24 protein-coding genes are annotated in these 26,662 nt (G+C 59.5%); 9 read left to right on the top strand and 15 right to left on the bottom strand.

Features of this window, described 5'->3' with window-relative positions:
- The first annotated feature begins 296 nt into the window (after nucleotides 1-296).
- The 3 genes from ABH945_RS04025 to ABH945_RS04015 all read left to right on the top strand — a co-directional run bounded on the left by ABH945_RS04025 (nucleotide 297) and on the right by ABH945_RS04015 (nucleotide 3,761).
- The gene (locus ABH945_RS04025; RefSeq protein ID WP_429249794.1) at nucleotides 297-1,034 is read left to right on the top strand and encodes a prohibitin family protein; all 738 of its coding nucleotides are present in this window, start codon (nucleotides 297-299) and stop codon (nucleotides 1,032-1,034) included.
- A gap of 211 nt (nucleotides 1,035-1,245) precedes the next feature.
- Nucleotides 1,246-1,575, top strand: coding sequence for a hypothetical protein (locus ABH945_RS04020; protein ID WP_429249793.1), 330 nt, complete (start codon nucleotides 1,246-1,248; stop codon nucleotides 1,573-1,575).
- 74 nt (nucleotides 1,576-1,649) lie between these two features.
- Complete coding sequence (locus tag ABH945_RS04015; RefSeq protein WP_429249792.1) at nucleotides 1,650-3,761, top strand: phosphocholine-specific phospholipase C; 2,112 nt, start codon at nucleotides 1,650-1,652, stop codon at nucleotides 3,759-3,761.
- 98 nt (nucleotides 3,762-3,859) lie between these two features.
- On the opposite strand, the gene ABH945_RS04010 is transcribed toward ABH945_RS04015, so the two are convergent.
- From ABH945_RS04010 to ABH945_RS03975, 8 genes are read right to left on the bottom strand one after another with little or no spacing between them, the layout of a single operon-like run.
- Nucleotides 3,860-5,149 (bottom strand): MSMEG_0569 family flavin-dependent oxidoreductase, encoded by a 1,290-nt coding sequence (locus ABH945_RS04010; RefSeq protein WP_429249791.1) that lies wholly within the window; start codon nucleotides 5,147-5,149, stop codon nucleotides 3,860-3,862.
- A 26-nt stretch (nucleotides 5,150-5,175) separates the two neighbouring features.
- Entirely contained in the window at nucleotides 5,176-5,460 is a 285-nt protein-coding gene (locus tag ABH945_RS04005) for an MSMEG_0570 family nitrogen starvation response protein (RefSeq protein WP_429249790.1), read from the bottom strand.
- Nucleotides 5,461-5,474: 14 nt separating this feature from the next.
- Nucleotides 5,475-6,656 (bottom strand): MSMEG_0565 family glycosyltransferase, encoded by a 1,182-nt coding sequence (locus tag ABH945_RS04000; protein WP_429249789.1) that lies wholly within the window; start codon nucleotides 6,654-6,656, stop codon nucleotides 5,475-5,477.
- Nucleotides 6,653-7,636, bottom strand: coding sequence for a sll0787 family AIR synthase-like protein (locus ABH945_RS03995; protein WP_429250363.1), 984 nt, complete (start codon nucleotides 7,634-7,636; stop codon nucleotides 6,653-6,655). The genes ABH945_RS04000 and ABH945_RS03995 overlap by 4 nt, the downstream gene beginning before the upstream one ends.
- Before the next feature lie 32 nt (nucleotides 7,637-7,668).
- Complete coding sequence (locus ABH945_RS03990; RefSeq protein ID WP_429249788.1) at nucleotides 7,669-8,286, bottom strand: MSMEG_0567/Sll0786 family nitrogen starvation N-acetyltransferase; 618 nt, start codon at nucleotides 8,284-8,286, stop codon at nucleotides 7,669-7,671.
- Between the two features lie 2 nt (nucleotides 8,287-8,288).
- Entirely contained in the window at nucleotides 8,289-9,401 is a 1,113-nt protein-coding gene (locus tag ABH945_RS03985) for an MSMEG_0568 family radical SAM protein (RefSeq protein WP_429249787.1), read from the bottom strand.
- Nucleotides 9,373-10,407: a Nit6803 family nitrilase gene (locus tag ABH945_RS03980; RefSeq protein ID WP_429249786.1), complete on the bottom strand. Its 1,035-nt coding sequence runs from the start codon at nucleotides 10,405-10,407 to the stop codon at nucleotides 9,373-9,375. The genes ABH945_RS03985 and ABH945_RS03980 overlap by 29 nt, the downstream gene beginning before the upstream one ends.
- Nucleotides 10,408-10,426: 19 nt before the next feature.
- The gene (locus tag ABH945_RS03975; protein ID WP_429249785.1) at nucleotides 10,427-10,909 is read right to left on the bottom strand and encodes an MSMEG_0572/Sll0783 family nitrogen starvation response protein; all 483 of its coding nucleotides are present in this window, start codon (nucleotides 10,907-10,909) and stop codon (nucleotides 10,427-10,429) included.
- Between the two features lie 363 nt (nucleotides 10,910-11,272).
- Between ABH945_RS03975 and ABH945_RS03970 the strand changes: the two genes are divergently transcribed.
- Both ABH945_RS03970 and ABH945_RS03965 read left to right on the top strand, forming a co-directional pair.
- Nucleotides 11,273-12,664, top strand: a complete 1,392-nt coding sequence (locus tag ABH945_RS03970; RefSeq protein WP_429249784.1) for a PLP-dependent aminotransferase family protein — start codon at nucleotides 11,273-11,275, stop codon at nucleotides 12,662-12,664.
- A gap of 258 nt (nucleotides 12,665-12,922) precedes the next feature.
- On the top strand, nucleotides 12,923-14,722 hold the full coding sequence (locus ABH945_RS03965; protein WP_429249783.1) for a methyl-accepting chemotaxis protein: 1,800 nt from the start codon (nucleotides 12,923-12,925) through the stop codon (nucleotides 14,720-14,722).
- A gap of 45 nt (nucleotides 14,723-14,767) precedes the next feature.
- Here the strand turns inward: ABH945_RS03965 and ABH945_RS03960 are convergent, their stop codons facing one another.
- Nucleotides 14,768-15,148, bottom strand: a complete 381-nt coding sequence (locus tag ABH945_RS03960; RefSeq protein ID WP_074764626.1) for a DUF5594 family protein — start codon at nucleotides 15,146-15,148, stop codon at nucleotides 14,768-14,770.
- A gap of 189 nt (nucleotides 15,149-15,337) precedes the next feature.
- Between ABH945_RS03960 and ABH945_RS03955 the strand changes: the two genes are divergently transcribed.
- On the top strand, nucleotides 15,338-15,715 hold the full coding sequence (locus ABH945_RS03955; protein WP_429249782.1) for a hypothetical protein: 378 nt from the start codon (nucleotides 15,338-15,340) through the stop codon (nucleotides 15,713-15,715).
- A gap of 26 nt (nucleotides 15,716-15,741) precedes the next feature.
- Here the strand turns inward: ABH945_RS03955 and ABH945_RS03950 are convergent, their stop codons facing one another.
- From ABH945_RS03950 to ABH945_RS03930, 5 genes are all read right to left on the bottom strand, one after another.
- The gene (locus ABH945_RS03950; protein WP_429249781.1) at nucleotides 15,742-16,092 is read right to left on the bottom strand and encodes a ribbon-helix-helix domain-containing protein; all 351 of its coding nucleotides are present in this window, start codon (nucleotides 16,090-16,092) and stop codon (nucleotides 15,742-15,744) included.
- 152 nt (nucleotides 16,093-16,244) lie between these two features.
- The gene (locus ABH945_RS03945; RefSeq protein WP_429249780.1) at nucleotides 16,245-17,831 is read right to left on the bottom strand and encodes a GMC family oxidoreductase; all 1,587 of its coding nucleotides are present in this window, start codon (nucleotides 17,829-17,831) and stop codon (nucleotides 16,245-16,247) included.
- Nucleotides 17,832-17,879: 48 nt separating this feature from the next.
- Nucleotides 17,880-18,539: a twin-arginine translocation signal domain-containing protein gene (locus tag ABH945_RS03940; protein WP_429249779.1), complete on the bottom strand. Its 660-nt coding sequence runs from the start codon at nucleotides 18,537-18,539 to the stop codon at nucleotides 17,880-17,882.
- 55 nt (nucleotides 18,540-18,594) lie between these two features.
- Nucleotides 18,595-18,993, bottom strand: coding sequence for a VOC family protein (locus tag ABH945_RS03935; RefSeq protein ID WP_429249778.1), 399 nt, complete (start codon nucleotides 18,991-18,993; stop codon nucleotides 18,595-18,597).
- A 318-nt stretch (nucleotides 18,994-19,311) separates the two neighbouring features.
- A complete protein-coding gene (locus ABH945_RS03930; protein ID WP_429249777.1) occupies nucleotides 19,312-20,973 on the bottom strand; it encodes an acyl-CoA synthetase in 1,662 nt (553 codons plus the stop codon).
- A gap of 337 nt (nucleotides 20,974-21,310) precedes the next feature.
- On the opposite strand from ABH945_RS03930, the gene ABH945_RS03925 reads away from it, so the two are divergent.
- Nucleotides 21,311-22,180 (top strand): hypothetical protein, encoded by an 870-nt coding sequence (locus tag ABH945_RS03925; protein ID WP_429250362.1) that lies wholly within the window; start codon nucleotides 21,311-21,313, stop codon nucleotides 22,178-22,180.
- Between the two features lie 7 nt (nucleotides 22,181-22,187).
- Here the strand turns inward: ABH945_RS03925 and ABH945_RS03920 are convergent, their stop codons facing one another.
- Nucleotides 22,188-23,096 carry a LysR family transcriptional regulator gene (locus ABH945_RS03920; protein ID WP_074764640.1) on the bottom strand — a complete coding sequence of 303 codons (909 nt, stop codon included), beginning with the start codon at nucleotides 23,094-23,096 and terminating at the stop codon, nucleotides 22,188-22,190.
- 145 nt (nucleotides 23,097-23,241) lie between these two features.
- Between ABH945_RS03920 and ABH945_RS03915 the strand changes: the two genes are divergently transcribed.
- Nucleotides 23,242-25,362 carry a 3-hydroxyacyl-CoA dehydrogenase NAD-binding domain-containing protein gene (locus ABH945_RS03915; RefSeq protein WP_429249776.1) on the top strand — a complete coding sequence of 707 codons (2,121 nt, stop codon included), beginning with the start codon at nucleotides 23,242-23,244 and terminating at the stop codon, nucleotides 25,360-25,362.
- Nucleotides 25,363-25,443: 81 nt separating this feature from the next.
- Nucleotides 25,444-26,652: an acyl-CoA dehydrogenase family protein gene (locus tag ABH945_RS03910; RefSeq protein WP_429249775.1), complete on the top strand. Its 1,209-nt coding sequence runs from the start codon at nucleotides 25,444-25,446 to the stop codon at nucleotides 26,650-26,652.
- The last annotated feature ends 10 nt before the right edge of the window (nucleotides 26,653-26,662 follow it).

Raw genomic sequence — 26,662 nt, 5'->3', positions numbered from 1 at the left:
CCCGCTTTGGCGGCTTCAGAAAAAACCATCTCATTTTCTGTGCGAATTTGCCGTAGCAATTATGTTTTTTGCATGTCACCACCGGGCCGTGAACACGAATCGATTTAACTCGACGGCCTATTCCTTTCTGCCTTCCCAACTGATAAATCATCGACATGGGCCAGATCATCGTTATTCTTTTTTTTGCTATTTTTGCCGGTGCGGCAGTCGTATTTTCATCTAGATCACTGCGTAAAGATCATCAACCGAAAATCGGTTATGGGGTCGCCGCATTCCTCGTCGTTGCGGCTATCGGTATGCTGTTTGCCAGCTTCACTCAGGTCTCGCAATCGCACATCGGCGTGGTAACGACGTTCGGTCACATCGAAGCGGAAACGTTGCCCGAAGGGCCGCATTTCGTGACGCCCGTCTCACGGGTTCACGAAGTCTTCATCGGGCTCGATGTTGCGCGAGTAGAGGGTGCACAGGCAGCGTCGAAAGATTTGCAGTCGGTGCATACTGATCTGACGATGAACTACCGCGTCGATCCGAGCCGGGTGCGCGCGCTGTATGCAATGGAGCCGTCGCTTCAGTATGAGGTGTCGTACGTACAGCCTGCGATGTTCGAAGTGTTCAAGGCCGTCGCAGCCCGCTACACCGCGGAAGAACTGGTCACAAAACGCCAGCAGGTCTCCAGCGACATCATGAGCGGACTCATCACGAAACTCAGAGGTTACGGTTTCCTGATTCAGGACATCAACATCACGAATTTCAAGTTCAGTGCCGCGTTCGACCAGGCGATCGAAGCCAAGGTCACCGCGAGCCAGCGTGCCGAACAGGCAGAACGGGAACTGGCGCGCGTGAAGTTCGAAGCCGATCAGCAGATTGCCAAGGCGCGCGGCGAAGCCGAGTCGATCGCGATTCAGGCGCAGGCGGTCAAGACCAACGGCGGCCAGGAATATCTGCAATTGCAGGCGATCAACCGGTGGGACGGCAAGCTGCCCACTTACATGGGTTCGGGAGCGCCGTTGCCGTTCCTCAATATCGACAAATAACGCGCAGGCTGTGCGTCCTTGCCCGTCATCACTCGCGTCTCCTGATGCTTGTGTTGCCGGGCAAACTTACCGCCGCGTTTCCGCACCGACCGACTTTCCATTCCTCACCACCTCTTCACAAAACTTACACAGGTCAGCGATTAAGCTGCTGCATCGCTGACCTCGGCACACGCATGCCCTGGCAAGCCTTCCCCATGTCGGAGACATTGTCATGTCCGTTGTGCCGAAGCTCGCTCCTGTTTTACAGCGCAAACGTTTGGCATTCGCATTGATCGCCGCGTCGCTTTGCATGTCGATCGCAGCGTGCGGTAACGACGACAAACCGGACGACGCTGCCGCAACCAGTTCGAGTTCCACCGATAGTCCCGCTGACAACAGCAGCACGCAGGCAGCGACGCAAGACAACCCGCTAGCCGCCTCGTCCGCGCCTTCAGCCGTTACGATTCAAACCCCTGCCCTACCCGCATCTGGCTCCGACGCCGCGTTGTCAGCCGCTGCGTCCACCCCGCTCGCCACACCCGTCATCCATACCGTCGACTGATCGCGCGCCGCTCACGCTCGCGCGCGCTGTTTCGTTCTGTTCCGTTCCTCCACCGAAGATCGAGAGCCATAACCATGACTTCAAAAAATCGCCGTGATTTTCTGCGCTCAGCAGCGCATGCCGCCGGTTCCGCCACGGCATTGAGCATGTTGCCGCTGGGCATTCGCAACGCGCTGGCCATTCCCGCCAACAATAAGACCGGCACGATTCAGGACGTCGAACATATCGTCGTGCTGATGCAGGAAAACCGCTCGTTCGACCATTACTTCGGCTCGCTCAAAGGCGTGCGCGGTTTTGGCGACACCCGCGCGATCAATCTGCCGAACGGCAAGCCCGTGTGGTATCAACCGCTTGCAGGGGATCTGGGGGATGTATTGCCGTTTCGCCCCACTGCGCCGAATCTCGGCCTGCAATTCCTGCAAGATCTCGCGCACGACTGGGGCACGACTCACACCGCGTGGAATGGCGGCCGCTACGATCAGTGGGTGCCATCGAAGGGCACCACGACGATGGCCTACCTCACGCGCGACGACATTCCGTTTCACTACCAGCTCGCCGACGCGTTCACCATTTGCGACGCCTACCATTGTTCGCTGATGGGGCCGACCGACCCGAACCGCTACTACATGTGGAGCGGCTGGGTCGGTAACGACGGCAACGGCGGCGGTCCGGTGATCGACAATTCCGAACTCGGCTATGGCTGGTCCACGTACCCCGAAGTACTGCAAAACGCGGGCATTTCGTGGAAGATCTATCAGGACATGGGCACCGGCCTCGATGCAAACGGCTCATGGGGCTGGACACAGAACGCGTACATCGGCAATTACGGCGACAACTCACTGCTCTATTTCAACCAGTACCGCAACGCGCAACCAGGCACCCCGCTCTACGACAACGCGCGCACGGGCACCAACGCGGCGAATGGCGACGGCTACTTCGACATACTCAAGCGCGACGTGCAGAACAACGCGCTGCCGCAAGTCTCGTGGATCGTCGCCCCCGAAGCGTATTCCGAGCATCCGAACTGGCCGACCAATTACGGCGCGTGGTACATCGATCAGGTGTTGCAGATTCTCACGTCGAATCCCGACGTGTGGAGCAAAACCGTACTGCTGATCAACTACGACGAAAACGACGGCTTCTTCGATCACATGCCGCCGCCGTTCGCACCGTCGTCGAGCGCCAACGGTTTGTCTACCGTCGACATCAGCAACGAAATCTTTCCGGGCAACTCAACCACACCAGCGGCTCCGTATGGGCTCGGACCGCGCGTGCCGATGATCGTGGTCTCGCCGTGGTCGAAAGGCGGCTACGTATGCTCGGAATTGTTCGACCATACGTCGGTGATCCGCTTCATCGAAAAACGCTTCGGCCACCAGCACAACCTCGGCGAGTCGAACATTACGCCGTGGCGTCGCGCGGTATGCGGCGATCTGATGTCGGCGTTCAACTTCAGCAACCCGAACAGCTCCGTGCCGGCGCTGCCGAGCACGAGCGGCTACGTGCCGCCCGACCAGAATCGCCACGCCGATTACATTCCGCTGCCGCCTGCTGTCCAGGCGGTGCCGAAGCAGGAACCGGGCATCCGCCCCGCTCGCGCCTTGCCGTATGAACTATTCGTGCGTGTGCAAGGCGAAGCGTCGAGCGGCAAGCTCTCGATGCGCTTCGTCAACACGGGGCGCGCCGGTGCGGTGTTTCTGGTCTACGCCGCGCAGAGCGCCGACGCGCCGCGCACCTATACGGTCGAACCGGGCAAGCGTTTGCAGGATCAGTTTCCGCTCAATGCAGATGGCAGCTACGACTACACCGTGTACGGCCCGAATGGATTCCTGCGGCGCTTTGCGGGCAAGGTGGTCGCGCACAACTGGTGGGGCGGATCGGAAACGGCGCGTCCTGAGATCGCCGAGGGTTACGACGTATCGAACGGCAATCTGCAATTGCGTCTGGAAAACGTCGGCAGTGCGCGTTGCCAGTTCACGATTGTGAATGCGTACGACGCGAACAATGTGATCAAGCATTCGGTACGCGGCGGCGATACCGAGCCGCTTTATCTGGATCTGCGTAATGCTCATGGCTGGTACGACCTGGCCATTACGGTCGATACGGACTCGTCATTCGCACGACGCCTTGCGGGACACGTCGAAACTGGCAAGAGCAGCATGAGCGATCCTGCGTTGGGTAGCTGAGTTTTTGCCGGGCATATGCGTATGTAGGGGTAAAACGGCCGCTGCTTTTTATTCGCAGCGGCCGTTTTTTTAAGTCGCGAGCGCAAGCCTCCGCGATTTCATGCGGCGACTGCCGCTGTCAATGACGCACGCTCTTTCGCTTTCTCACGAATTGCGCGCACGATGAACTCCGCGTCGCGCGCGACGCCGGAGAAGCGTCCTGAACCCCACGTATGCAGCCACGGCAGGCCGACAAAATACAGGCCGTCGATTGGCGTGATACCTCGCGTATGTGCGGGATAACCGCGGCCGTTGAAGACCGGCGCATCGAGCCAGCTAAAGTCCGGCGTGAAACCGATACACCAGATAATCGCTGCGATCCCGCTCGTTTCGACATTGAGCGTGGTCCGCTCTTCCATCGGACGCCAGACAGGTTCGTACGGCTCGCCTTCTGGCGCATCGATAGCATGCTTGACGATGAAGCCGTCGATGCTCGCGTTAATCCGGTTATACGTGTCGTCCGCCGAATCGAGATTCGACGCAAGCGTGGGCGCGAAATGAAACTGTCCGTCGCGCAGATCATCGAGTCGGCCGTACAGTTCCATGCCTTCGGCTGCGAACTTTCGCAGGTCGATATCGCGTCCGCCGTCACGGCCGGTCACATAGTGATTGGTGTTGTCGCGCACGCCCTCACGCAGAGGATGCTTCTCGACCGGCATGTCGTAATACTGCATGTCCGCGAGCCAGTCGACCACGTCGCGGCCCCGATAGAAGCGCGCGCAACGCGGCGCTTCGCCCACCGCGAGCACGACTTTGCGTCCTGCCAGATGCAGGTCTTCCGCGATCTGCGCGCCGGATTGACCGGTGCCGACCACCATCACCGCGCCTTCAGGCAAAGACTGCGGATTGCGATACGCAGACGATTGCAACTGCCCGATATGTGCAGGAAGGCGCTCGGCAAAACGCGGCACGATTGGCGTGTGATATCCGCCCGACGCCACGACGACCTGATCCGCGGTGAAATCGCCGCGCGATGTTGAAATCGTATAAACACCGTCTTCGCGCTGCTTCACGCGGCGCACTTCCGTTCGCTCGAGTACAGGTGCTTCGACGTGTGCAATAAAGCCGTCGAGATATTGAATGATCTCGTCCTTCTTCATGAACCCATGCGGATCATCGCCCTGATACGGATAACCCGGCAACGCACATTGCCAGTTCGGCGTGACCAGACAGAACGCGTCCCAGCGTTGCTCTCGCCATGTGTGCGTCACCGTGTTCTTTTCGACGACCAGATGGTCGATGCCGGATTGCTTCAGGTGATAGCTGACCGACAAACCGGCCTGCCCGCCGCCGACAACGAGCACGCTGTAATGCCCTTCGGCGCGCGCGTGATGTGCTGGATTCGACATGATGCGTCCTCTGAGAAAATGTCCGCCTAGCTGAACTCGATAACCTTGACCGTCGCGTCCGGTCGATCGCGAAAACGCTCAGCGTCGCGCTCGATTTGCGCTAGCTGATCCATCGCCGCCGAACAGGCGAAGCCGTACTTTTCGCGCACTCGATCCGACGCGATATTCAGCGCCTGTCGCGAACGTGTGACGAAATCGTCTAGTGGATAGGCCTCACCGGGTTTAAAAAAATCGCCGATCACGAGCGACGGCGAATAACAGTTTGCTTCGTCGCCGTCGGGCCATTGAATCCGAAAGTGCATGACAGGCATTGCAATTCCTCAAATCAGTTGATGGGTAGCTCGTACGTCGCGAGAAAGTGGTGGTAGGCGTCGACGTGACGCTGCGCACTCGCGCGCCAGTTGAAGCGCGCGAGTAATGCCGGGACGGCGTGATCGAAATCGATCGTCGCAGTGTCGAGCGCATGGAGCAATGCAGACGCGATTGAATCGATATCGGTGGGATCGGCCCAGCAGCATGTCGCGTTGTCGAGGTACTCGGTGAATGGGGCAATTGCCGAGGCCACTACCGGTGTTCCGCTCGCTAACGCCTCCAGTACCACCAGGCCGAAGCCTTCTCGCAGCGACACCATCGACAGCACATCGGCGATTCGAAATAGCGCCGGCATGGCGGCGTCTTCTAGCGGGCCGGTAATCACCACGCTTTCTCGCGGACCGGTAGAGAGGCCCAATTCCTCTACTCGCCGGAGTACGCCGCGAGTGTAGGCGTCGTGGTCTAGCAGACTCGCACCGCCAGCGATAACGAGTTGCACCTCCGGCCGAACGTTACGTATAGAAGCAAACGCTTCCAGCAGGGCCAATGTGTTCTTGCGCCCTTCGATACCGCCCACGGAGAGAACAATCGGTCCATCTCCAATGCCGAAACGTTGTCTGATTTCAGAGTCGTAATCATCGGCACGAGAGGAAAAGCGTTGGATGTCTACCCCGTTCGGGACGGTGATCGCATCGATTCCCCACGCCGCTTTCATCTCGCGAGTCCACGTATCGCTCACACACAGCACCTGATCGGCGTCCTGATACGCGCGCAATTGCCATGCAGCCAGACGCGGATTATCGAAATGGTCCAGATGATGCACAGTGCGCACGAAACCGCGGATCAGCCCTTGCGCCTTCAACTCCGCGAGCGCGTTGCCGCTTATGCTGTCCTGCGCATGCAACACGTCGAACGAAGCCGGATCCTGTTCGATCAACGCGCGATGAAACGCATCGATTCGCGCTTCCACCATCTCCACAGTACTGGCTTGCGACAACGTAATCGGTGCATACACCACACGGCACGGCGGCAATCGGAACAGCGTCTCTCCCGGAGCGGCGGGCACGAACACCGTCACGTCATGTCCGAGCGAAGTCAATGCACTCGCCAATTCAAGCGTATGCACCACGCCGCCACGCGGATTAACCGAATGCGCCAGCAACGCAATGCTTAGCGCCCGATGAAACGTATTCATCGCGCACCTTCCTTTGCAACGATGAACGGCTCGCGTTTGAAGTCCCACAACACAGCCGAGTCGTTTTGCTGATGCAGCGATACTTCGAGCGAATCATCGACGACACCGATTACCGCACATGCCAGCGAGCGAGAATCGAAAAGTGCCTGTACGGCCGCGATATTCTCCTGACGCACAGATAGCAAATAGCCGAAACTCGGAAACGCGGTCACCCAACGCGACAATGCAACATCGGTTGGCTTCGGGATACGCGCGAGATCAATCTGCGCGCCCACCTTCGAACATTCGAGCAACATCAGCGCGGTGCCCAATGTTCCCGCCATGCTAATATCTTTGGCAGCGTCGCAGAGTCCGCTCTCCGCGAGTTGCGGCAGCAATTCCAGATCGGCGCGCAAACGTTCGGACGGCGCATCCACTGAAGCATTCCAGAATGGATAAGGTTCTTCGAAACGGCCACGCAGATCGACCGCCATCATCAGCGCATCGCCCGGCTTTGCATTGAAACTCGATAGCAATGCTTTAGCGCGTCCGATAATCGACACCGCCAGTTGTGCCGCATCGCTGCGCGCATTCGTGTGACCGCCGACAATCGGCACGCCATACGCAATTGAAGCAGCCGCCATCCCTGCCAGCACCTGCTCCGCCGCGCCGATGTCGCGGCTCCATAGCGCGTCGACAACGGCCAGCGGCCTGCCGCCCATTGCATAGATATCGCTGACGTTGACCATCACGCTGCTGTAGCCCGCGAACCACGGCATTGCGCTGACAAAATCGCTGACCATGCCTTCGATCGCGAACAGGAGATAACCGTCTCCATCGGCGAGCGCCGCGCAATCGTCGCCAAGCGCAACGGCTTGAGCCAGATCGTGCGCGCCGCCGGGCAAGCGACGCGCGAGCGAGCCGACCACCCCGGCAATATCTGTCTTGTGCCGGAACCCGCGGCTTTCGCGCAAGCTGGCGACAAGATCGGCCACGCTCATGGTGTTCGCGCCACTCATGCCGCTCATGCCGCTCATGCCGCCCTCCGCAGCGAAGAACGAGCCGACTGCTGCGTCAGCGTGACGAAACCGCCGTGCGGTGTAACGCACGGCGGGTACGCATCCATCTGCGCCTGCATCAGATGATGCGGCCTGCCCAGCAGCATTTCTTCGGCCAGCACGTCCCAGTGCATCGCCTGAAATAGCGGTACATTCTGACTCTGCACGTGAGCGAGAAACGTCTCGCAACCGAGCGCATTTGCACTGCTCACAGCGAGGCGAATCAGCGTCGCGCCGATCTTTCCATAGCGGCGAAACGCTGCGTGAACAGCGAGCCGCGAACCAAACCATACATTGCCGTGATCGCGGTGAATCCGCACCGTGCCGACCACCTGTTCAGGCATACCCGCCACGCAACTGACAGCGACCAGTTGCTGCGCGTGTCGATCGATATCATCCCGGTCGTCGCCGACAAAGATACCCTGCTCGATGCAGAACACCGCACGCCGCAAATGGAACGCTTCTTCTGCTTCCCAATCCAGCGTGGTCCATTTGATGCGGAATTCACTTGGCGAAAAGGGAGCGAAAAGAGCATGACTCTCTAAATCCATTTCGCCTTCGAGCGCTTCGCCTGCAATCGCCTCACCGAACATGATCACTCCTCGTACGACGACAACGACGAACACGCACCGCATTTTCCGCAACCGGCCTTGATGTCGGCCGAACGCATTGCAGCGGCGTTGAGCATGGCGCCAAGCGGTTGCAGCACCGACTTCATGAATCCAGGTGTCGGAGCCGGATGATCTTCGAGTGGCGTGCCGCTGATCGGCACGAACGGCACGACGAACGGATAGACGCCGAGATCGATCAACTCGCGCGACATCGCGAGAATCGCCTCGACGCTGTCGCCCAGGCCCGCGAGAATGTACGTGCTGACCTGTCCGCGTCCAAACACTGACACTGCTGCCTTGAACGCCTCCATGTAACGCGAAAGCGGCACACTCGCTTTGCCCGGCATGATGCGTTCGCGCAAAGCCGGCGTCACTACTTCCAGATGCATGCCGAGCGTGTCGATACCGCTTGCTTTCATTCGCGCGAACCAGCGGTCGTCGTCGGGCGGCTCGCATTGCGCCTGTATCGGCAGATCGACAGCAGCCTTGATCGCGAATGCGCTCTCGCACAGAATCTGCGCGCCACGATCGGGGGTAGGCGGCGTGCCGGTAGTCAGCACCATATGCTTGACGCCATCGAGCAATACGGCCGCACGCGCGACTTCGGCCAGTTGCTCCGGCGTTTTGCGCGCGATCGTACGACCCGCGGCGAGCGACTGACCAATCGCGCAGAACTTGCAACTCTTGCGACGGCTCTCGTAGCGAATACAGGTTTGCAATACCGTCGTGGCTAAAACATCCGCACTATGCAGAGCGGCGATATGCGAATACGGCACGCCATCCAGTGTCTGCAAGCTGGAAAAACGCGGCGGTTTCGGAAAGCTGATATTCGCAATCGGAATTGACCCGCGCAGCAATGCACTCGAACCGGTCGCGTCCGGCGTCTGCGCGACGAACGGCGAGTGCCATGCCGTACTGGTATGCACAGGCACCATGATCGTTACGCCGTCCACCGTCACCGCCTTGTGGTCCGACGGACCCGCACCGCCGCGCCGGCTCGCCGCGCCCGCATCCGGTGACACGAGCCGCAAGCCTGCCGACTGCAATTCGGTCATCAATTGACGGCTTTCAGCCGACAAAGTCTCGCTGGAGTTCATCGCTCGCCCCTACGGTTGAATTGAAATCGGCGCTCTCTGCGTTCATTGCACCGGACCATGCCTGCATCGGCGCAACGGTTTCAGCAGGGCGCCGGTTGATCGCGAGACTCAACAATTCCGGCCGCGCGTAATGGCCGACCGAATCCATCATGCGTTTGCGTTTGGTGATCAATGACATGTCGAGATCGGCAATCACCATGCCCTCGCCTTCGCGCAACGGCTGCGCCAGGTGCTGACCTTCAGGCGACACGATTGCGGTATTGCAACCGCCGCGCAGTGCCTTCTGCAAGTTCGTATCCGGCGTGACCGACGCAATCTGCGCTTCGGTCAGCCATCCCGTTGCATTGACGACGAAGCAACCCGACTCCAGCGCGTGATGACGAATCGTCACCTCGATCTGGTCGGCGAAAATCGGCCCCACCAGTGAGCCGGGAAACTGGCTGCAATGAATTTCCTCGTGCTGCGTCATCAATGCATAACGCGCGAGCGGGTTGTAGTGCTCCCAGCAGGCCAGCGCACCGACACGCGCGACCGCCGTGTGCGCGACTTTCAAACCGGCTGCGTCGCCCTGCCCCCAGATCATCCGTTCATGAAACGTCGGCGTGATCTTGCGGCGCTTAAGCACGAGTTGACCATCCACGTCGAAGATCAATTGCGTGTTGTAGAGGCTGCCGTGATCGCGTTCATTGACGCCAAGTACCACCACCATCCGGTGCAACCGCGCACGCTCGGCTACCGCCTGCGTCACCGGACCCGGCACGACCACGGCTTCCTCGTACAGTTTCATGTGATCCGCGCCGGAGGCGACGGGCGGCCGTACGAAAGAAAAGTACGGGTAATAAGGCACGAATGTCTCGGGGAACACGATCAGTTGCACGCCTTCGCGCGCCGCTTTTTCCATTGCCTCGCAGACTTTTTCAAGCGTGCCGCCGCTGCGCTCGAAGTCCGGTGCGATCTGGACTGCGGCAGCGCGCACGATGCGTTTGTCGGCCGGTTTGTCGGACATGGTGGTCACTCGCCTCTCGTCAAACCGTCCACGTATGAATGATCAGCGCGTTGTCCTTACGATGCAGCAGCTGAATGTCGAGCACGTCGAGCGGACTGATCGGGCGAATACCTTCGATCAGCGACGCTTCGCCATGGCCATATAGCGCCTGCAATGCAAAGCGGCACGCGTAGACCTTGCCGCCCTCTTCCATGAACTTCATCAGTTGCTTGTTGAAATTCAGGTGACCGGGAAACGCTTCGTCGCCGATAGTCGGGAAGCCGCGTTGCAGCCCGAGCGTGACGCCCGGCCCATACAGCAGAACCGACGTTTCAAAGCCTTTTCGTTGCAGACGTGTGGCCTGCAAAAGATTGACGAAGCCGATTGATCCTTCGAACGCGACGGTATGAAACGTGACCAGCGCCTTTTCGCCCGGCTCCGCTTTTACGTCCTCAAAGACTTTCTCTTCGTAGTCGACAAGGTAATCGCCTTTCTGATGCAGCGGTTTGTTGACGGCTGGCATGACACTCTCCGATCAGGTTTGCTAAGTAAAAAAGGAAGCGCGTTCAGGCAGTGCGCGCTTCTTCTAATGCAACGGCTATGCCATTGATCGGCCAGGGAAATGCGATCAATCCGCAATCAATTGCTTGTCGATTCGAAGTGCGACCGGAAAAAATTTTCAGGCGAAGGTTGCACGAAGGTTGCATATAGCTCGAACGTACAGAGCGATCGCCGGAGAAGCCGATAAATCGCACCAGCCGGGTGCGATTCGCGCAGTGCAACGTGTCGGCATGGTGCAGTCATTCACCATGCTCGATCAATCCGATCATTGAGCTCCTGAAAATCCGATCATTGTCTTTTCACCCCGAAACGAAGCCCGCACGCAATGAATAGCCCGACGCATCACTGGATCAAACGTCTCGCCGATATCCGCAAACCGGCTTATCTGGCTATTCCCGATCTGATCGAAGAAGATCTCGCTACGGGACGGCTGCGTCCGCGTGACCGCTTGCCGGGGTTGCGCGATCTCGCCGAAGAACTTGCGCTGAACTACACGACCGTAGCGCGTGCCTATGCGGAAGCACGCAAGCGTGGGTTGCTCGATTCGCGCGCGGGCAGCGGCACTTTCGTGCGCGGCCGCACAGCCACGTTGCCGCTGGCCGGTGGCAGCAGCATCGAAATGTCGATGAACACGCCGCCGGAACCGCCCGATTTCGCGATGCGTCTGCGCGATTCCGCCGCTCGCCAGATGGCCGCGAGCGACCCGTACCAGTTGCTGCGCTATCAGGATTTCGGCGGCTCGGCGGCGGACAGGGAGGCGGGCGCCGAATGGCTCAAGCGACGCGTGCCGCATTGCGATGCGCAGAACGTGCTGGTGTGTCCCGGCATTCACAGCGCCCTCGTCGCACTCGTGTCCCAGTTGGCACGACCAGGCGGCACCATCTGCCTCGATACGCTCGCCTACCCCGGCATCAAGGCGATTGCCGCGCAACTGGGCGTGCGTCTGCAGGCACTCCCCCGCGATGACGAAGGTCCGCTCGCGCATGCTTTCGAAGCGCTGTGCAAAACGGACAAACCCAGTGCGTTCTATTGCAATCCGACCTTGCAGAATCCGAGCACGCTGACGCTCACACATAAACGTCGCGAAGCACTCGCGGATGTCGCGTTGCGCTACAGCGTGCCGATCATCGAAGACGACGCGTATGCAATGCTGCCGCAAACTGCGCCCGCCGCACTCGCGAGTCTTGCACCAGAATTGACTTACTACGTGACGGGTTTATCGAAGAGCTTCGGTGCGGGCTTGCGCGTCGCGCATCTGCATGCGCCTACCGCGCGGCAAACGCAGCGCCTTGCCGGCGCATTGCGCGCGACCACGGTCATGGCGAGTCCCTTCACCGTGACGCTCGCCACGCAATGGATCGCCGACGGCACCGCTGTCGACATGCTCAACGCAATCCGCAACGAATCGCGCGCACGTCAGGCTATCGCGTCGCGCGTACTGGAAACGTGGCCTTACGAAGCGCATCCTGACGGCTTTCATTTGTGGCTGCCGGTGCCGGTGGAAAGCGGCTGGAGCGCGTCGGAACTCGCGCTCCAATTACGCAATCAGGGAATCGCCGCAGTCGCGGGCGCCGCGTTTTCGACCGACGGCAATCCGCCTAACGCAATGCGCGTTTGTCTCGGCGGCTCGAAAACGCGCGACGAATGCGAGCAGGCGCTGCACATCGTGGCGGAAACGCTCGACCATCCGCATCATCTGCATTCGCCGGTGATGTAGCGCGGGCTCGCGATATTGTCATACGGATACAACGACGGCCGACGTTTAGCGCATCCACTATTTCAGCATCGACCGAAAAGACCATCGCACAGCAAAAATTTTTTAAAGAAGCCGTGCACCGCTGCTGGCGGCTTCGCGCACAAGCTTAAGAAACTGAAAGCATTCACTGCTCAAGTCTGTGCGCGCACCGCCGTATACGCGGATGAGGCCACTGCCTCGCCGATTTCGGCTCACCGCTCACTCCAGAAAACTCCCGACATGTTCTCCTCAATTCGTGCGCGCATCGTCGCCTTGTGCGTCGCTATCGTGGTGGTCGCGCTCGCTGCCAACGCGGCTCTCAACTATGTCGTCACCAGCTCGTATAACAACGATGCAATCAATAGCAACCTGACCGCAGTCGAGAGCGGCCACGCCGACGGCATCGCAGATTGGGTCGCCTCCAACAGTCAGATGATCAACTCGTTGCAGGACACCGTTCTGCAAGCCGACCCGGTCCCCGCGTTGAAACAGACGGCGGCAGGCGGCGGCTTCACCAATGTGTACGTAGGTTTCGCGGACAGGACGGCGAAGTTCTCCGACGCGACCGGCATTCCGGCCGACTACGATCCGACTGGGCGCCCGTGGTACAGGCAGGCCGTTGCAGCGGGCAAGCCTGTGGTGACGCCGCCGTATGTCGACGTGGGCACCGGCAAGCTGGTGGTCGCGTTCGCCGCACCCGTGGTGCGCGACGGCGCGGTGAAAGCGGTTATCTCCGGCGACGTCGCGATGGACAGCGTGATCGCCAACGTCAAGGCGATTCATCCGACGCCTTCGAGCTTCGGCATGTTGATCGATGCAAGCGGCCACATCGTTGCGCATCCGGATGCAAAGCTGACTTTGAAGCCAGTGTCCGATCTCGTACCCGCCTTGAGCAGCGACAAACTCGCCGCGCTTTTTAGCGCCGATCGTCCGCTGGAAATGGACGTGAACGGCAGCACGAAACTGCTGCGCGCGCAGGCTATTCCGAACACCGACTGGTATGTCGTCGTCGCGCTCGATAAAAGCGAAGCGACTGCGGGCATGCGCTCGGCGCTGACGAGTTCGTTGATCGCCTTGATCGTGATTGCGGCGCTCGCCGCCGTGATCGTCGCCGCAGTGACGGCCGTTTCGTTTCAGCGTCTGTCGACAGTGCGCGATGCGATGGACGCGATCGGCTCCGGCGAAGGCGATCTGACACAACGACTGCCCGCTATCGGCAACGACGAAGTTGCGCAGATCGCGCGCTCGTTCAATACCTTCGTCGACAAACTCAGTCACGTAATGCGGCAGATTCGCGACGCCAGCGAATCCGTACGCGTGGCCGCCAATGAAATTGCAGCGGGTAACGTCGATCTATCCGGACGCACCGAATCGGCAGCGGCGAGTTTGCAGCAGACCGCCGCGTCGATGGAAGAAATCACGGCGACGGTCACGCAATCCGCAGGCGCCGCGAAACAGGCCGACGATACCGCCGTATCCGCATCGCAAGTCGCTTCGCGCGGCGGAGTGGTGATCTCCGAAGTGATTACGACGATGGGTGAGATCGAGAAGGCCTCGGTGAAAATCTCGGACATCATCGGCGTGATCGATGGCATTGCGTTTCAGACCAATATTCTCGCGTTGAACGCGGCGGTTGAAGCGGCGCGTGCGGGTGAACAGGGTCGCGGTTTCGCGGTGGTGGCCGGTGAAGTGCGCAGCCTCGCGCAACGCAGCGCGCAAGCCGCGAAGGAAATCAAAGCGCTGATCGAAGCCACCGTGGCAAGCGTCACGTCAGGTTCGGGCCAGGTTCGCCAGGCCGGCGAGACCATGACAGAAATCGTCACGAACGTCGCGAGCGTGACCACGATCATTTCCGAAATCACGCAGGCGGCCAGCGAACAGAATCGCGGTATTCAGGAAGTCAATCGCGCGGTTAGCCAGCTTGACGAGATGGTTCAGCAGAACGCGGCACTGGTCGAACAATCGACGGCGGCGGCGACTGCGTTGCAGAGTCAGGCGGTGAGTCTGTCGAGCGCGGTCACGCAATTCAAGCTGGATTAGGCCGCCGGTAAAAACGCGCAACGGGCCGTAGACATTGCGCGTTTCTTACGATTCGAAATCGAGTCCGCCAAGTAATGCCACCGGCTCGCCCTGCGTGTGCGACAGAAAATCCAGTTCGCGCGCGTGGGTCCACGCCTTCAGTTTGCGAGGCAACGCAGCGAGATAGTTAGCGAAACGGGCGTCGCCCGGCTCGTTCATCAGGCGCTCTATCTCGTCGCTATCCCAGGTTAAGTACAGATTCAATGGATGCGGATAGTGGCCCATATCCTCAATCGGTGCCGCGTAAATCCGCACGCGGGTGGGATGACCATGACCGCCATACGGCAGAACTTCGGTATGCACGGTGGTGGGAAAACAGGCGGCAATCGCCTCGGCAATTCGAGGCGCAAACTGTTCATCGAAACGGGCGGCACTCTCCAGGCGCATCTATGTCTCCGATCTTTATACGCGATTAGCGAAGCATCGTAGCATGTGGGCGCTGGGCCACCTGTTGCGTATTCGTTACGGATTCGCTGCGTTTTTCCTGCGTGATCGCGATGTCTGCAGTCGAAGCCTATTCGGTTTTCGGAGAGTTTTCTATAATCCGCGCCTGAACCGCACAATAGAGACTGAAAAATGTTTAACCCCCGGTTCAATACCCGGCTTTTTATTTTTATTGCAGGGAGTGGTTTGCTCGGCAATCACGCTATGGCGGCCGATCTGATCGCCACGAAGCCAGGCGTCATGTGTACTTCGACTCAGGCACTCGCTCAACTCACGCTTCCCGACGGCAACAGCCGCACTCACGGCGACACCGCGACACCCGCTCAAATCGCTGAAGCGCAAACAGGCGGCTGCGTCGATATTCAGCCGGGCATGACGGTGAGCGTGCAAACGGCGCGCAAGAATACGTCGGTAGTCAGCTACCAGCGGCCAGGGTCGAATGCACAGGAAACGTTCGTGATACCGAACGTCGATTTCGTCCCGGTCTTCGCGGAAGACGACGCACCGTAATCACAGCTTCATGCTATTGCACCGGATCAAACTGTCTTCAGGATTCGCGGTCTCGTCTCGTTGACTACAGTTGCAAGCTCCGGTGTTGTATCGGTTGCGCTCGTGCTGTTTTCCTTACGCATCGACAGATAGCGCAAACAGCACACGCGCAGAAACGACGCGAAATTAGTCGGCATTTCGCCGCGCAGCGCGATCAATTCGTCATACAGTTTCACAGCGAATTGACTTGTCGTCATGCTCTCGCGCGCGGCGATTTCATGCAGTACGTCCCAGAACAGATTCTCCAGACGGACCGTGGTGATGACACCGTGAATCCGCAACGAGCGGGTACGCGATTCATACAGTATCGGATCGGCGTTGATGTAAATCCCACACATGGCGTGCACTCCATTGTTTGACGCAGCGTACTGTGGCCCATTGATATGCGCCACAGTACGCCATCCGTCATCGCCAAGATACGCCGGCATCGTGCGTCCGACCATTGCGTCGAACCCGGACGCCGCCCTCCACTACTCCACTTCCGCAGCGCCTACACGGTGCGCTTACTCATCTGCGACGCAATGTGATCGGCCTGGCGGATTGCCAGCGTGACGATCGTCATCGTCGGGTTCTCTGCCGCGCCGGTCGTGAACTGACTGCCATCTGAGATGAACAGATTCGACACTTCGTGAGTCTGGCCGAAGCTGTTGCAAACGCCGTCTTCAGCGCGCGCGCTCATGCGAGCCGTGCCCAGGTTATGGGTCGACGGATATGGCGGCACGCGATACACCGCCTTCGCGCCCGCTGCTTCGTACACCGCCGTGCCCTGTTTGTACGCGTGCTCGCGCATTGCTTCGTCGTTCGGATGGTCGTCGAAATGCACGTTGGCGACCGGCTGGCCGTATTGATCTTTCACATCGCTATTCAACGTCACACGATTGCTCTCGCGCGGCATATCTTCGCCGACAATCCACATTCCCGCCGTGTACGCGTACTGATCCATTGCCTGAGTGAAGGTCGGCCCCCATGCGCCGGGGTCGAGAAACGCCGCGTAAAACGGCAGTCCGAGCGAAATGGTTTCCATGTGATAGCCGCCCGCGAAACCACGTTGCGGATTGAACACCGCCTCGTCTTCGATAATGCCGGCCATCGTGGTGCCTTTGAACATGTCCACCTTGTCGTTGAACACCGCATACACGGAGCCGGTGGTGTGACGCATATAGTTGCGGCCCACCTGCCCCGAGCCGTTCGCGAGGCCTTGCGGAAATTTGCTCGAATGCGAATTCAACAATAGCCGCGGCGTTTCGATCGAATTACCGGCCACCGCGATAATGCGCGCCTTTTGCCGCTGCAATTTGCCCTTACTGTCGTAGTACAGCACCTCTTTCGCTTTGCCGCGCGCATCGGTTTCGATTCGCACGACGTGCGCCTGTGTGCGCAATTCCATATGACCGGTAGCCTGCGCGCGCGGCAGCTCGGTGTAGAGCGTCGACCACTTCGCTCCAGTGCGGCATCCCTGAAAACAGAAGCCGCGCTGAAAGCAATGCGCGCGATCGTCACGCACGATGCTATTGATCGCCATGTGCCCGGTGTTGCATTCCTTGTAGCCGACTTTCATCGCGCCGGCCGACATCACCTTGAAGTTGTTGTTGCCCGGCAAGCCAGGCAAACCATTGGTACGCGTCACGCCCATCTTCGCCTGCGCACGGTCGTAATACGGATCGAGTTCTTCGCGCGTCAACGGCCAGTCGAGCAGACTGGTGTCTTTTATATCGCCGTAAGTCGTCTTCGCCTTGAACTCGTGCGGCTGGATACGCAGGCTCGCGCCAGCCCAGTGCGTTGTCGTGCCGCCGACGGTCTTGCAGATCCACGCTGGCAGATTTGGAAAGTCTTTCGCGACCCGCCAGTTGCCGGAGGTGGTGCGTTTATCGAGCCACGCCAGTTGCTGGAACGACGCCCATTCTTCTGTCACGTAATCGGCCTGCGTATGCAGCTTGCCCGCCTCCAGCACGACCACGTCGATACCCTTTTGCGCCAGCTCGTTCGCCAGTGTGCCTCCGCCCGCGCCCGATCCGATGATTACGACGACCTTGTCGTCGTTGTGCGAAAAACGCACCTTGTTGCTGTCCTGATCCATGCTCTGTCTCCGATGTTTTTTTCGATGCCCTGACTGGTTGCCAACGCTCTAGCTGTCGGTCGGAATCGGACCGCTCGCACCCGGCGGCGGATTGGGCAACCACGAAAGACTGTCGAAGCCTTTGGTCAGGTAACCGCCATCGCCCTCCGATGCGCCGTAGCCGAAATGCGCATACGCCATCGTGTTGCTGTAAAGCGAGACGACGGCCGTGCTGCGCACTGTATTGAAGAACGGCGATCCCGCGAGCGCTGCGACGTCTTCCGCCTGCGCAGCCGGCGTGCGTGTGAGCCAGTTCGAACCGGCTTTTGCGTCGAGTTGTTTGACGCCGTCCGCGAGTTGCTGACGCACCGACGGATCAGCTTTCGCTTTTGCGTCGAGATCTTTAACCACCAGTGCATAGACCGCGCTGTCGAGCGTCGCGTGCGGATAGAGTTGACGGGTGAACGCGAGTATCACCTCGCCTTGATGCGTATCCAGACCCTGTAGTTCGAGCGCCCACGCGCGACTCGGTGCGAGCGTGGACAGCACAGAAGAGAATGCGAGCGTGCCCATTAACACGCCGGTTCCTTTTAGCAGTTCCCTCCTCGTCAGAGGAATGCGCAACGCCGCAGAGGCCGCCTTCGCAGCATCATGTTCATGGGGATGATCGTGATCATGCGCGTGACGCGCGCGATGGGACTCGACGATCGGAATGACCGTTGTTTTCATGTCTGTCTCCTTGTGGGGCAATGCAACTACGCGCGGCGGCCGTCTGGATTACTTTCTATTGATAGTGGCCATAGCGTTCCAGCACTTCGATCTTGTAGCCATCGGGGTCCTGAATGAAAAAGTAGCGCGCCAGCAATTCACCGTTGTCATTGTGAAATTCGCGCAGATCGTTGGGGGTCATGCCGAGATCGATCAGACGTTGGCGTTCGCTCTTCGCATCGTCGACACAGAACGCGACGTGACCGTAGCCGTCACCGTGCGAATAAGGTTCTGTGCGACCTTTATTCCATGTGAGTTCGATTTCCGAGTCGGCTTCGCCATTGCGCAAATAAACGAGCGAGAAATCCGGAAAGTCGAGCCGGTGCGACACATCGAAATTGAAAGCCTTTTGATAGAACTGCAGCGAGCGCGGCAGATCCTGCACGCGAATCATCGTGTGGATGAGTTTGGCCATCGGTGTCCCCTCCTGTTTCAATGAAGTTTAGGAGGCCACTCACGCGAGTGGTAATGCACGGCTAAATCATTCCAGGGACTTGCCCTATGTTGCAAGCGCGTCGAGCGTCTTACGTTTTACGCGTATTGATAGATGCAATCGCTAATGGGCGGGACGTCGCGTGAGGTTGCAACGCAGCACACGGCATCGACGCACGGTCACTGGGGATTACGGCATCAGGCTAAACCCGATAACGATGCAGTGCGTCGATGGTCGTCTTTCTGTTTGCCAAAAGCGAATGCGTGAATGAGATGGCGAATGGTTACGCGCGTGTCGTCTTCATGTTTTCGAAGAGAGCGTGCTCGTATCGCTACCGACTTCCGCGCGCAACGCTTTGCGAATCACCTTGCCAGTCGCCGTCATCGGCAAGCTGTCGACGAAGCGAATCTCGCGCGGATATTCGTGAGCAGCGAGCCGCGTTTTGACGTGCTGCTGAATCTCGCGCACGAGCGCTTCGTCGCCGACAAAACCGGCTTTCAACACCACGAACGCCATGACGATTTCGGTACGTTCGAGATCTGGTGCGCCGATTACCGCAGCCATCGAAACGGCCGGATGACGCAGCAAAGAATCTTCAATCGATGCTGGCCCAATACGATAACCGGCACTCGTGATGACATCGTCACCACGTCCGACAAAACGAATAAAGCCTTCCGCATCGCGTGTGCCGAGATCGCCGGTCACCAGAAACCGGCCGCGAAATTTTTCGCGCGTTGCGGCCTCGTTGCGCCAGTAGCCGAGAAACATCACCGGGTCGGGTGAGGCGACGGCAATATCGCCGATTGCACCGGGTGGCAACTCATCGCCATTCGCATCGATAATCGCTACATGATGCCCCGGTGCCGCGCGGCCAATCGCGCCCACGCTCGGCTCGAAAAGCGCCGCGCACGACGACACCACGACGTTGCATTCGGTCTGGCCATAGAACTCGTTGATCGTCACGCCAAGTGCCCGACGTCCCCAGCCGATCAGTTCCTCGCCGAGCGATTCGCCACCGCTTGCCACTGAGCGCAATGCAAGGTTCCAGCGTTCGGGATGCTCGACTCCACGCATCATCTTCAAAGCAGTGGGCGGCAAAAAAGTATGCGAGACCGCGTGACGCGCCATCAGATCAAAAGCGGCCTCACCATCGAATTTCGCAAAGCGGCGCGCGAGTACTGCCACGCCGTGATGCCATGCCGGTAGCAACACGTCGAACAGGCCGCCGATCCATGCCCAGTCCGCCGGCGTCCAGATCAACGTGGCGTGCGCGGGAAAGCCCTGTTGCGACATCTCGACGCCGGGAAGATGGCCGAGCAGCACGCGGTGACCATGCAATGCGCCCTTCGGCTTGCCGGTCGTCCCCGACGTATAGATGATGACGGCGGGATCGTCTGCATTGGTGTCCGCAGGCGTGAATCCAGCGGACGCGCTATTTAGCGCATGCCAGAACGAATGCACCGGCGCGGCGGCGACAACGTCGTCGTGTCCGATATCGACACTGAACACATCGCGTAAAGCCGGCAACGAAGCGCGGATTTCGTCGATCTTCCGCACGCCGGCCTGATCGGTTATCAACGCCACTGCGCCGCTGTCGCCGAGACGATGTTCGATCGCATCGACACCGAATAGCGCGAACAGAGGCACGGCCACCATACCGGCCTTATACGCGGCGAGATGCGCGATGGCGGTTTCGATCGACTGCGACAGGAAGATGCCGATCCGGTCGCCGCGTTGCGCGCCACACGTCAGCAACGCGTTCGCAAAACGATCGGACAACATTCTCAATTCGTCGAACGTGTAGCGCGTTGCGTTGCCTTCAGGGTCTTCGTAGATCAACGCGAGGCGGCGTGAACCATCGGCCCATTTATCGCAGACGTCGACACCCATGTTGTAGCGCTCGGGAATGCGCCACGCGAAGTTTTCTGTCAGCGATTCATAGGTTTGGCCGTCGAGATTCATCGCGTCTCCTTGGTGTCTTTAAATCGATGCATCTATATGTATCACTTTTAAGCAATCATTTGCTAATGCCGTCAACGCATTTGAAATCAGCAGATTGAATTCGGCATGTATGACATGCGCACCCATTTTCCCGGCCTGATTTACCGACAACCTCAACGATTCGCGACAACTGATGTGCATTTCACGCCGATTGTGCAATGCGATAAATCTGCCCGACTAACTACTATCCGGAGAACGGCTTGCCACGATGCGCTGCCTGAATACCTCTGCCCGTCACTCTCGCTTGTCGTCACCGGGCGCTGTCCCGTTCAACAGAATGGCCTCTTCAGGATACTTTATGAGCAAAGCGCGATTTGCGTCGTTCTGGCATGGCCCTGATCTTTCCCCTTATGAATTGGCGTGCCTGAGATCGTTCACCGCTTACGGTAACGAGGTCGCTTTATACAGTTATCACGAAGTCAAGAATCTGCCGAAAGGCGTCGTTGCAAAAGACGCCAGCGTCATTCTCTCGTCTGATTCACTGAACGATTTCCCGATTCACGGCGTGCCTTCGATGGCGCATTTCACGGACTATTTCCGCTTTGAGATGTTCACGAAGACCGACGAGATCTGGGTCGATACCGACATGCTTCTACTGCGTGATTTCGATCTCGCGCTAGCCGGCGATCTTATCGGCAAGGAATCGCCAACCAGCATTTGCACCGCATTACTGCGACTCGATCCGGCTAACGCGCGTTTGAAGGATCTGGTCAGGCGCGTCGAAGCAATGAAAGGGACCAACATCAATTGGGGCGATACCGGTCCGCGTCTTCTCACCTCTGTCTATGGCGTCAAGGCGGGGCTGCCCGAAAGTGTTTTCTATCCAGTCCATTTCGACGACTACTACAAGGTTTTTCTGCCCAAGTATATGGACGAGTGTTCGGCCTTATGCAAAAGCGCCTATACGCTGCACCTCTGGAATAACCGTGTAGTGAAGATGGGGCTGTTCAAAAGAATCGGACCGCCTGCGGGCTCGTTTCTGCATCACGTGTTCGCCACGTTGGGCGCCAACAGTCTGTTCCGCGATTTCTATCCGGCCAGCGTCATGGAAACGATGATCGATAACGCGGTGCAGAAAGTCGGACGCGATGAAGGCGTTCGCAAACTTCTGCAAGTAGGTGTGCCGCTGGTCAAGACCGCCATTGGACGCAGGCTTCGCCCTCAATAAACAGCCTCTAAACCGGTCCCCCTCTACCGCTTCCATGCGCCTGCTGCAGGATAAATTCGATAAAAGTCGCAGCAGCGCGCGTGTGATGCCGGTTCGGCATATACAGCATGTACATATGCGTGCCGAAGATGCTTAAGCGCCACTCGTCGAGTGCGGTCACCACGTCACCGCGTTTCAGGTCTTCCTGCACGACGTAATCGGGCACTAGCCCTACTCCCAACCCCGCCTGTATCGCCTGACGCAAAAACAGAAAGTTCTCGGAGATGATGGTCGGCTCCAGCAATACTTCGTGCCGTTCGTCTCGCAGATAAGCGGCTACGCGCAACTGCTTGCCGACCACGGCAGCGGTAATCAGCGGCGCGGTGCGCAAATCGTCGAGTTTCGCGGGCATGCCATGCGTTTCCGCAAATTCGGGCGATGCACACGCCACATAGCTCACCGGCCCCATGTCGCGCGCCACCAGGTTTTGCGGCGGCTCGGACATCACGCGCACGGCGATATCCACTTCATCGCGCATCAGGTCTTCGACGCGGTTCTCGAACAGCACGTCCAGCACGATGCCCGGATAAAGCCGCTTGAACGCGATCAGCCAGTCGGACATCACCAGTTGACCGTAGCCGCTCGGCACGCTGAGCCGCACGCGGCCCTGCAGGGTTTGCCCGAGGGTCGTGACCGATTCGCGCGCGGCGAGCAACGCGTTCTGGATCGTGCGGCCGTGCTCGTATAACTGCAGGCCGATCTCGGTCGGCTCGACGCGCCGCGTGGTGCGCCTGACCAGTTGCAAGCCAATCGAGCGCTCAAGCTGGTTCAGGTGATAGCTCACGTTCGCGCGGCTCATTTTCAGCCGGCGCGCAGCCTCGCTCAGATTGCCCGCGTCGAGGATATCGACCAGCAGGGTCAGCGAATTGACGTCCATGGCAGTGCCGTTGTCAAAATAATTTTGACAGTCTGTCAATCGTCCATGTGATTGTCAATAAACCTTGACCACCGCACAATCAGGCCAATTCGCGAGACGCGGCTTGCCCTGCGCCGCCGCCCATAACAGTCAGGAGACGACACCCATGAGCCTCACCCCTTCGACCGACGTTGTCACACGCGAGCTACGTGGCAAGGTGCTGCTGGTGACCATCGACCATGCGCCGGTGAACGCGCTATCCGCCGACGTGCGACGCGGGCTGCTCGCGGCCATCGAAGCCGCCGATATCGACAAGGCCGTCGCGGCGGTGCTGATCGTCGGCGCGGGGCGCAATTTCATCGCGGGTGCGGATATTCGCGAGTTCGGCAAGCCGCCGGTCCCGCCGTCGCTGCCGGACGTGTGCAATCGCATCGAAGCGTGCACGAAGCCGGTGGTCGCCGCGATTCATGGCGCGGCGCTCGGCGGCGGTCTGGAAGTGGCGCTCGCCGCGCATTACCGGATTGCCGTCGACGGCGCGAAGCTCGGCCTGCCCGAAGTGCAACTCGGCCTGCTGCCGGGCGCGGGAGGCACCCAGCGCACGCCGCGCCTGATCGGCGCACAGGCAGCCCTAGACCTGATCCTCAGCGGCCGCCATGCGAGCGCTAAAGAAGCCTTGGCGCTGGGTCTGATCGACCGTATGGGACAGAGCGGCGACGTGCTTGCCGAAGGACTCGCGTTCGCCCAGGAATTGCTGGCAAACCAGGCGCCAGTGCGCCGCACACGCAACGCCACCGCGCTCGACGACCGGACCGCCAGCCTCGCGGCGGTCGCTGCCGCACGGACAGAAACGGCAAAAAAGTCCCGAGGCCTGTTCTCGCCGCTGAAGATCGTCGACGCCGTTCAAGCCGCTATCGAACAGCCTTTTGACGAAGGACTGCGCGTCGAACGTACGCTGTTTCTGCAATGCCTCGAAAGCCCGCAACGCGCCGGTCTGATTCACGCGTTCTTCGCCGAGCGTGAAGTGCTCAAGGCGCCCGAAACGCGCAACTCGACACCGCGTGCGCTCAACACGATCGGCGTCGTCGGCGGCGGCACCATGGGCGCGGGCATCGCCGTCGCGGTGCTCGACGCGGGCCTGCCGGTGACGATGATCGAACGCGACGACGCATCGCTCGCGCGCGGTCGTGCGCACATCGAAAAAGTCTACGACGGCCTGATTGCGAAAGGCCGCATGAGCGCGGAGAAGAAAGCCGGCATCATGACGCGCTGGAACGGCAGCACCTCGTACGATGCGCTCGCCGAAGCGGACCTTGTGATCGAAGCCGTCTTCGAAGATATCGACGTGAAGAAGGCCGTATTTGCGGAACTGGATCGCGTTTGCAAACGCGGTGCGGTGCTCGCAACCAACACGTCCTATCTCGACATCGACGCCATTGCAGCCAGCATCTCGCGTCCTCAGGACGTGATCGGACTGCACTTCTTCTCACCTGCCAACATCATGAAACTGCTGGAAGTCGTGGTGCCGAAACAGGTCAGCGCGGACGTGGTCGCCACCGCATTCGAACTCGCGAAGAAGCTGCGCAAGACACCGGTGCGCGCGGGCGTGTGCGACGGCTTTATCGGCAACCGCGTGCTCGCGGTGTATCGCGGTGCGGCCGACGCGATGATGGAAGACGGCGCATCGCCCTATCAGATCGATGCAGCAGTGCGCGCATTCGGCTTTCCGATGGGGCCGTTCCAGGTTGTCGACCTCGCGGGCGGCGACATCGGCTGGGCGACGCGCAAGCGCCGCGCGGCCACCCGCAATCCGGCCGCGCGCTATGTGCAGATCGCCGACCGCCTGTGCGAGCGCGGCTGGTTCGGCCAGAAAACCGGTCGTGGCTTTTATCTGTATCCCGAAGGTTCGCGCAATGGCGCACACGATCCGGAAGTCGAAGCGATCATCGACGCCGAACGTACGCGTGCGGGTATCGCGCCCCGCGCTTTTTCCGATGACGAAATCATGCGCCGCTATATGGCCGCGATGATCAACGAAGGCGCGAACGTCGTGCACGAAGGCATTGCGCTGCGTCCGCTGGATGTCGACGTGACGTTCCTGTATGGCTACGGCTTTCCGCGCTATCGCGGCGGTCCGATGAAATATGCGGATACGGTCGGCCTGCCGACGATCCTCGCCGACATCCGCGAGTTCGCTAAAGAAGACCCGCTATTCTGGAAGGCATCGCCGTTGCTGATCGATCTCGTCGAACGCGGTGCTGATTTCGCGAGCCTGAATCAAACGGCTTGAATCAAATAGCTCATATTCTGATACATATCGACCGGCGCTGAAACGAAACGCCGGTCGGCTCGAACCTCACGGAAAACCGCCATGGATCTGAACTTCACCCCGGAAGAAGAAACGTTTCGCGCGGACGTACAGGCGTTCTTGCGCGACAACTTGCCCCCGCGTCTGTCGAGCAAGGTACTTGGCGGACGCCGCCTGACCCGCGACGACATGGCCGAATGGCACGCGATTCTCAACGCACAAGGCTGGCTCGCGAATCATTGGCCGACAGAGTACGGCGGCCCTGGCTGGACCCCGGTGCAGAAATTTATCTTCGAAAACGAATGCGCTTTAGCGGGTGCGCCGCGTGTCGTGCCGTTCGGCGTGAACATGCTCGGGCCGGTGCTGATCAAATACGGCAACGAAGCACAAAAACAGCATTGGCTGCCGCGCATTCTGAATGGTGACGACTGGTGGTGCCAGGGTTATTCGGAACCCGGCGCGGGCTCCGATCTCGCGGCGGTCAAGACGACTGCCGTACGCGGCAACGACGATCAGGGCGAGTACTACATCGTCAACGGCCAGAAAACGTGGACTACGCTCGGTCATTACGCGAACATGATTTTCTGCCTCGTGCGTACCGCCACCGATGTGCGCAAACAGGAAGGCATCAGCTTCCTGCTGATTGATCTGAATACGCCCGGCGTCGACGTACGCCCGATCATCACGCTCGACGGCGAGCACGAAGTGAACGAAGTCTTTTTCACCGATGTGCGTGTGCCGGTCGCGAACCTCGTCGGCGAAGAGAACAAGGGCTGGACCTACGCGAAATATCTGCTCACGTATGAGCGTACGAATATTGCGGGCGTCGGTTTTTCGGTGGCCGCATTCAGCCGGCTGCGCAAGATCGCTGCCAGGCAGCGGCGCAATGGACGCCCGCTTTCCGAAGACCCCGCATTCGCCGCGCGCATGGCACGCGTCGAAATCGATCTCGAGAGCATGAAGACTACCAACCTACGCGTGATCGCCGCGGTAGCAGGCGGTGGCGTGCCTGGCGCCGAGAGTTCGATGCTGAAGATTCGCGGCACAGAAATCCGTCAGGAAATCTCGTCGCTCACGCGGCGCGCGATGGGGCCCTATGCACAGCCGTTTATCGAGGAAGCACTGCACGACGGTTACGACGGCACGCCGGTGGGTCCCGACGAAGCCGCGAGCGCAGCATCGCTTTACTTCAACAATCGCAAGCTGTCGATCTTCGGCGGTTCGAATGAAATCCAGAAGAACATCATTTCCAAAATGATCCTCGGACTGTAAGGGGCGCATG

It is taken from the genome of Paraburkholderia sp. GAS333 (assembly GCF_050435665.1).
GTDB lineage: Bacteria > Pseudomonadota > Gammaproteobacteria > Burkholderiales > Burkholderiaceae > Paraburkholderia > Paraburkholderia fungorum_A.
The sequence above is the reverse complement of the archived record's forward strand: the minus strand, read 5'-3'. Positions and strand labels throughout refer to the sequence as shown.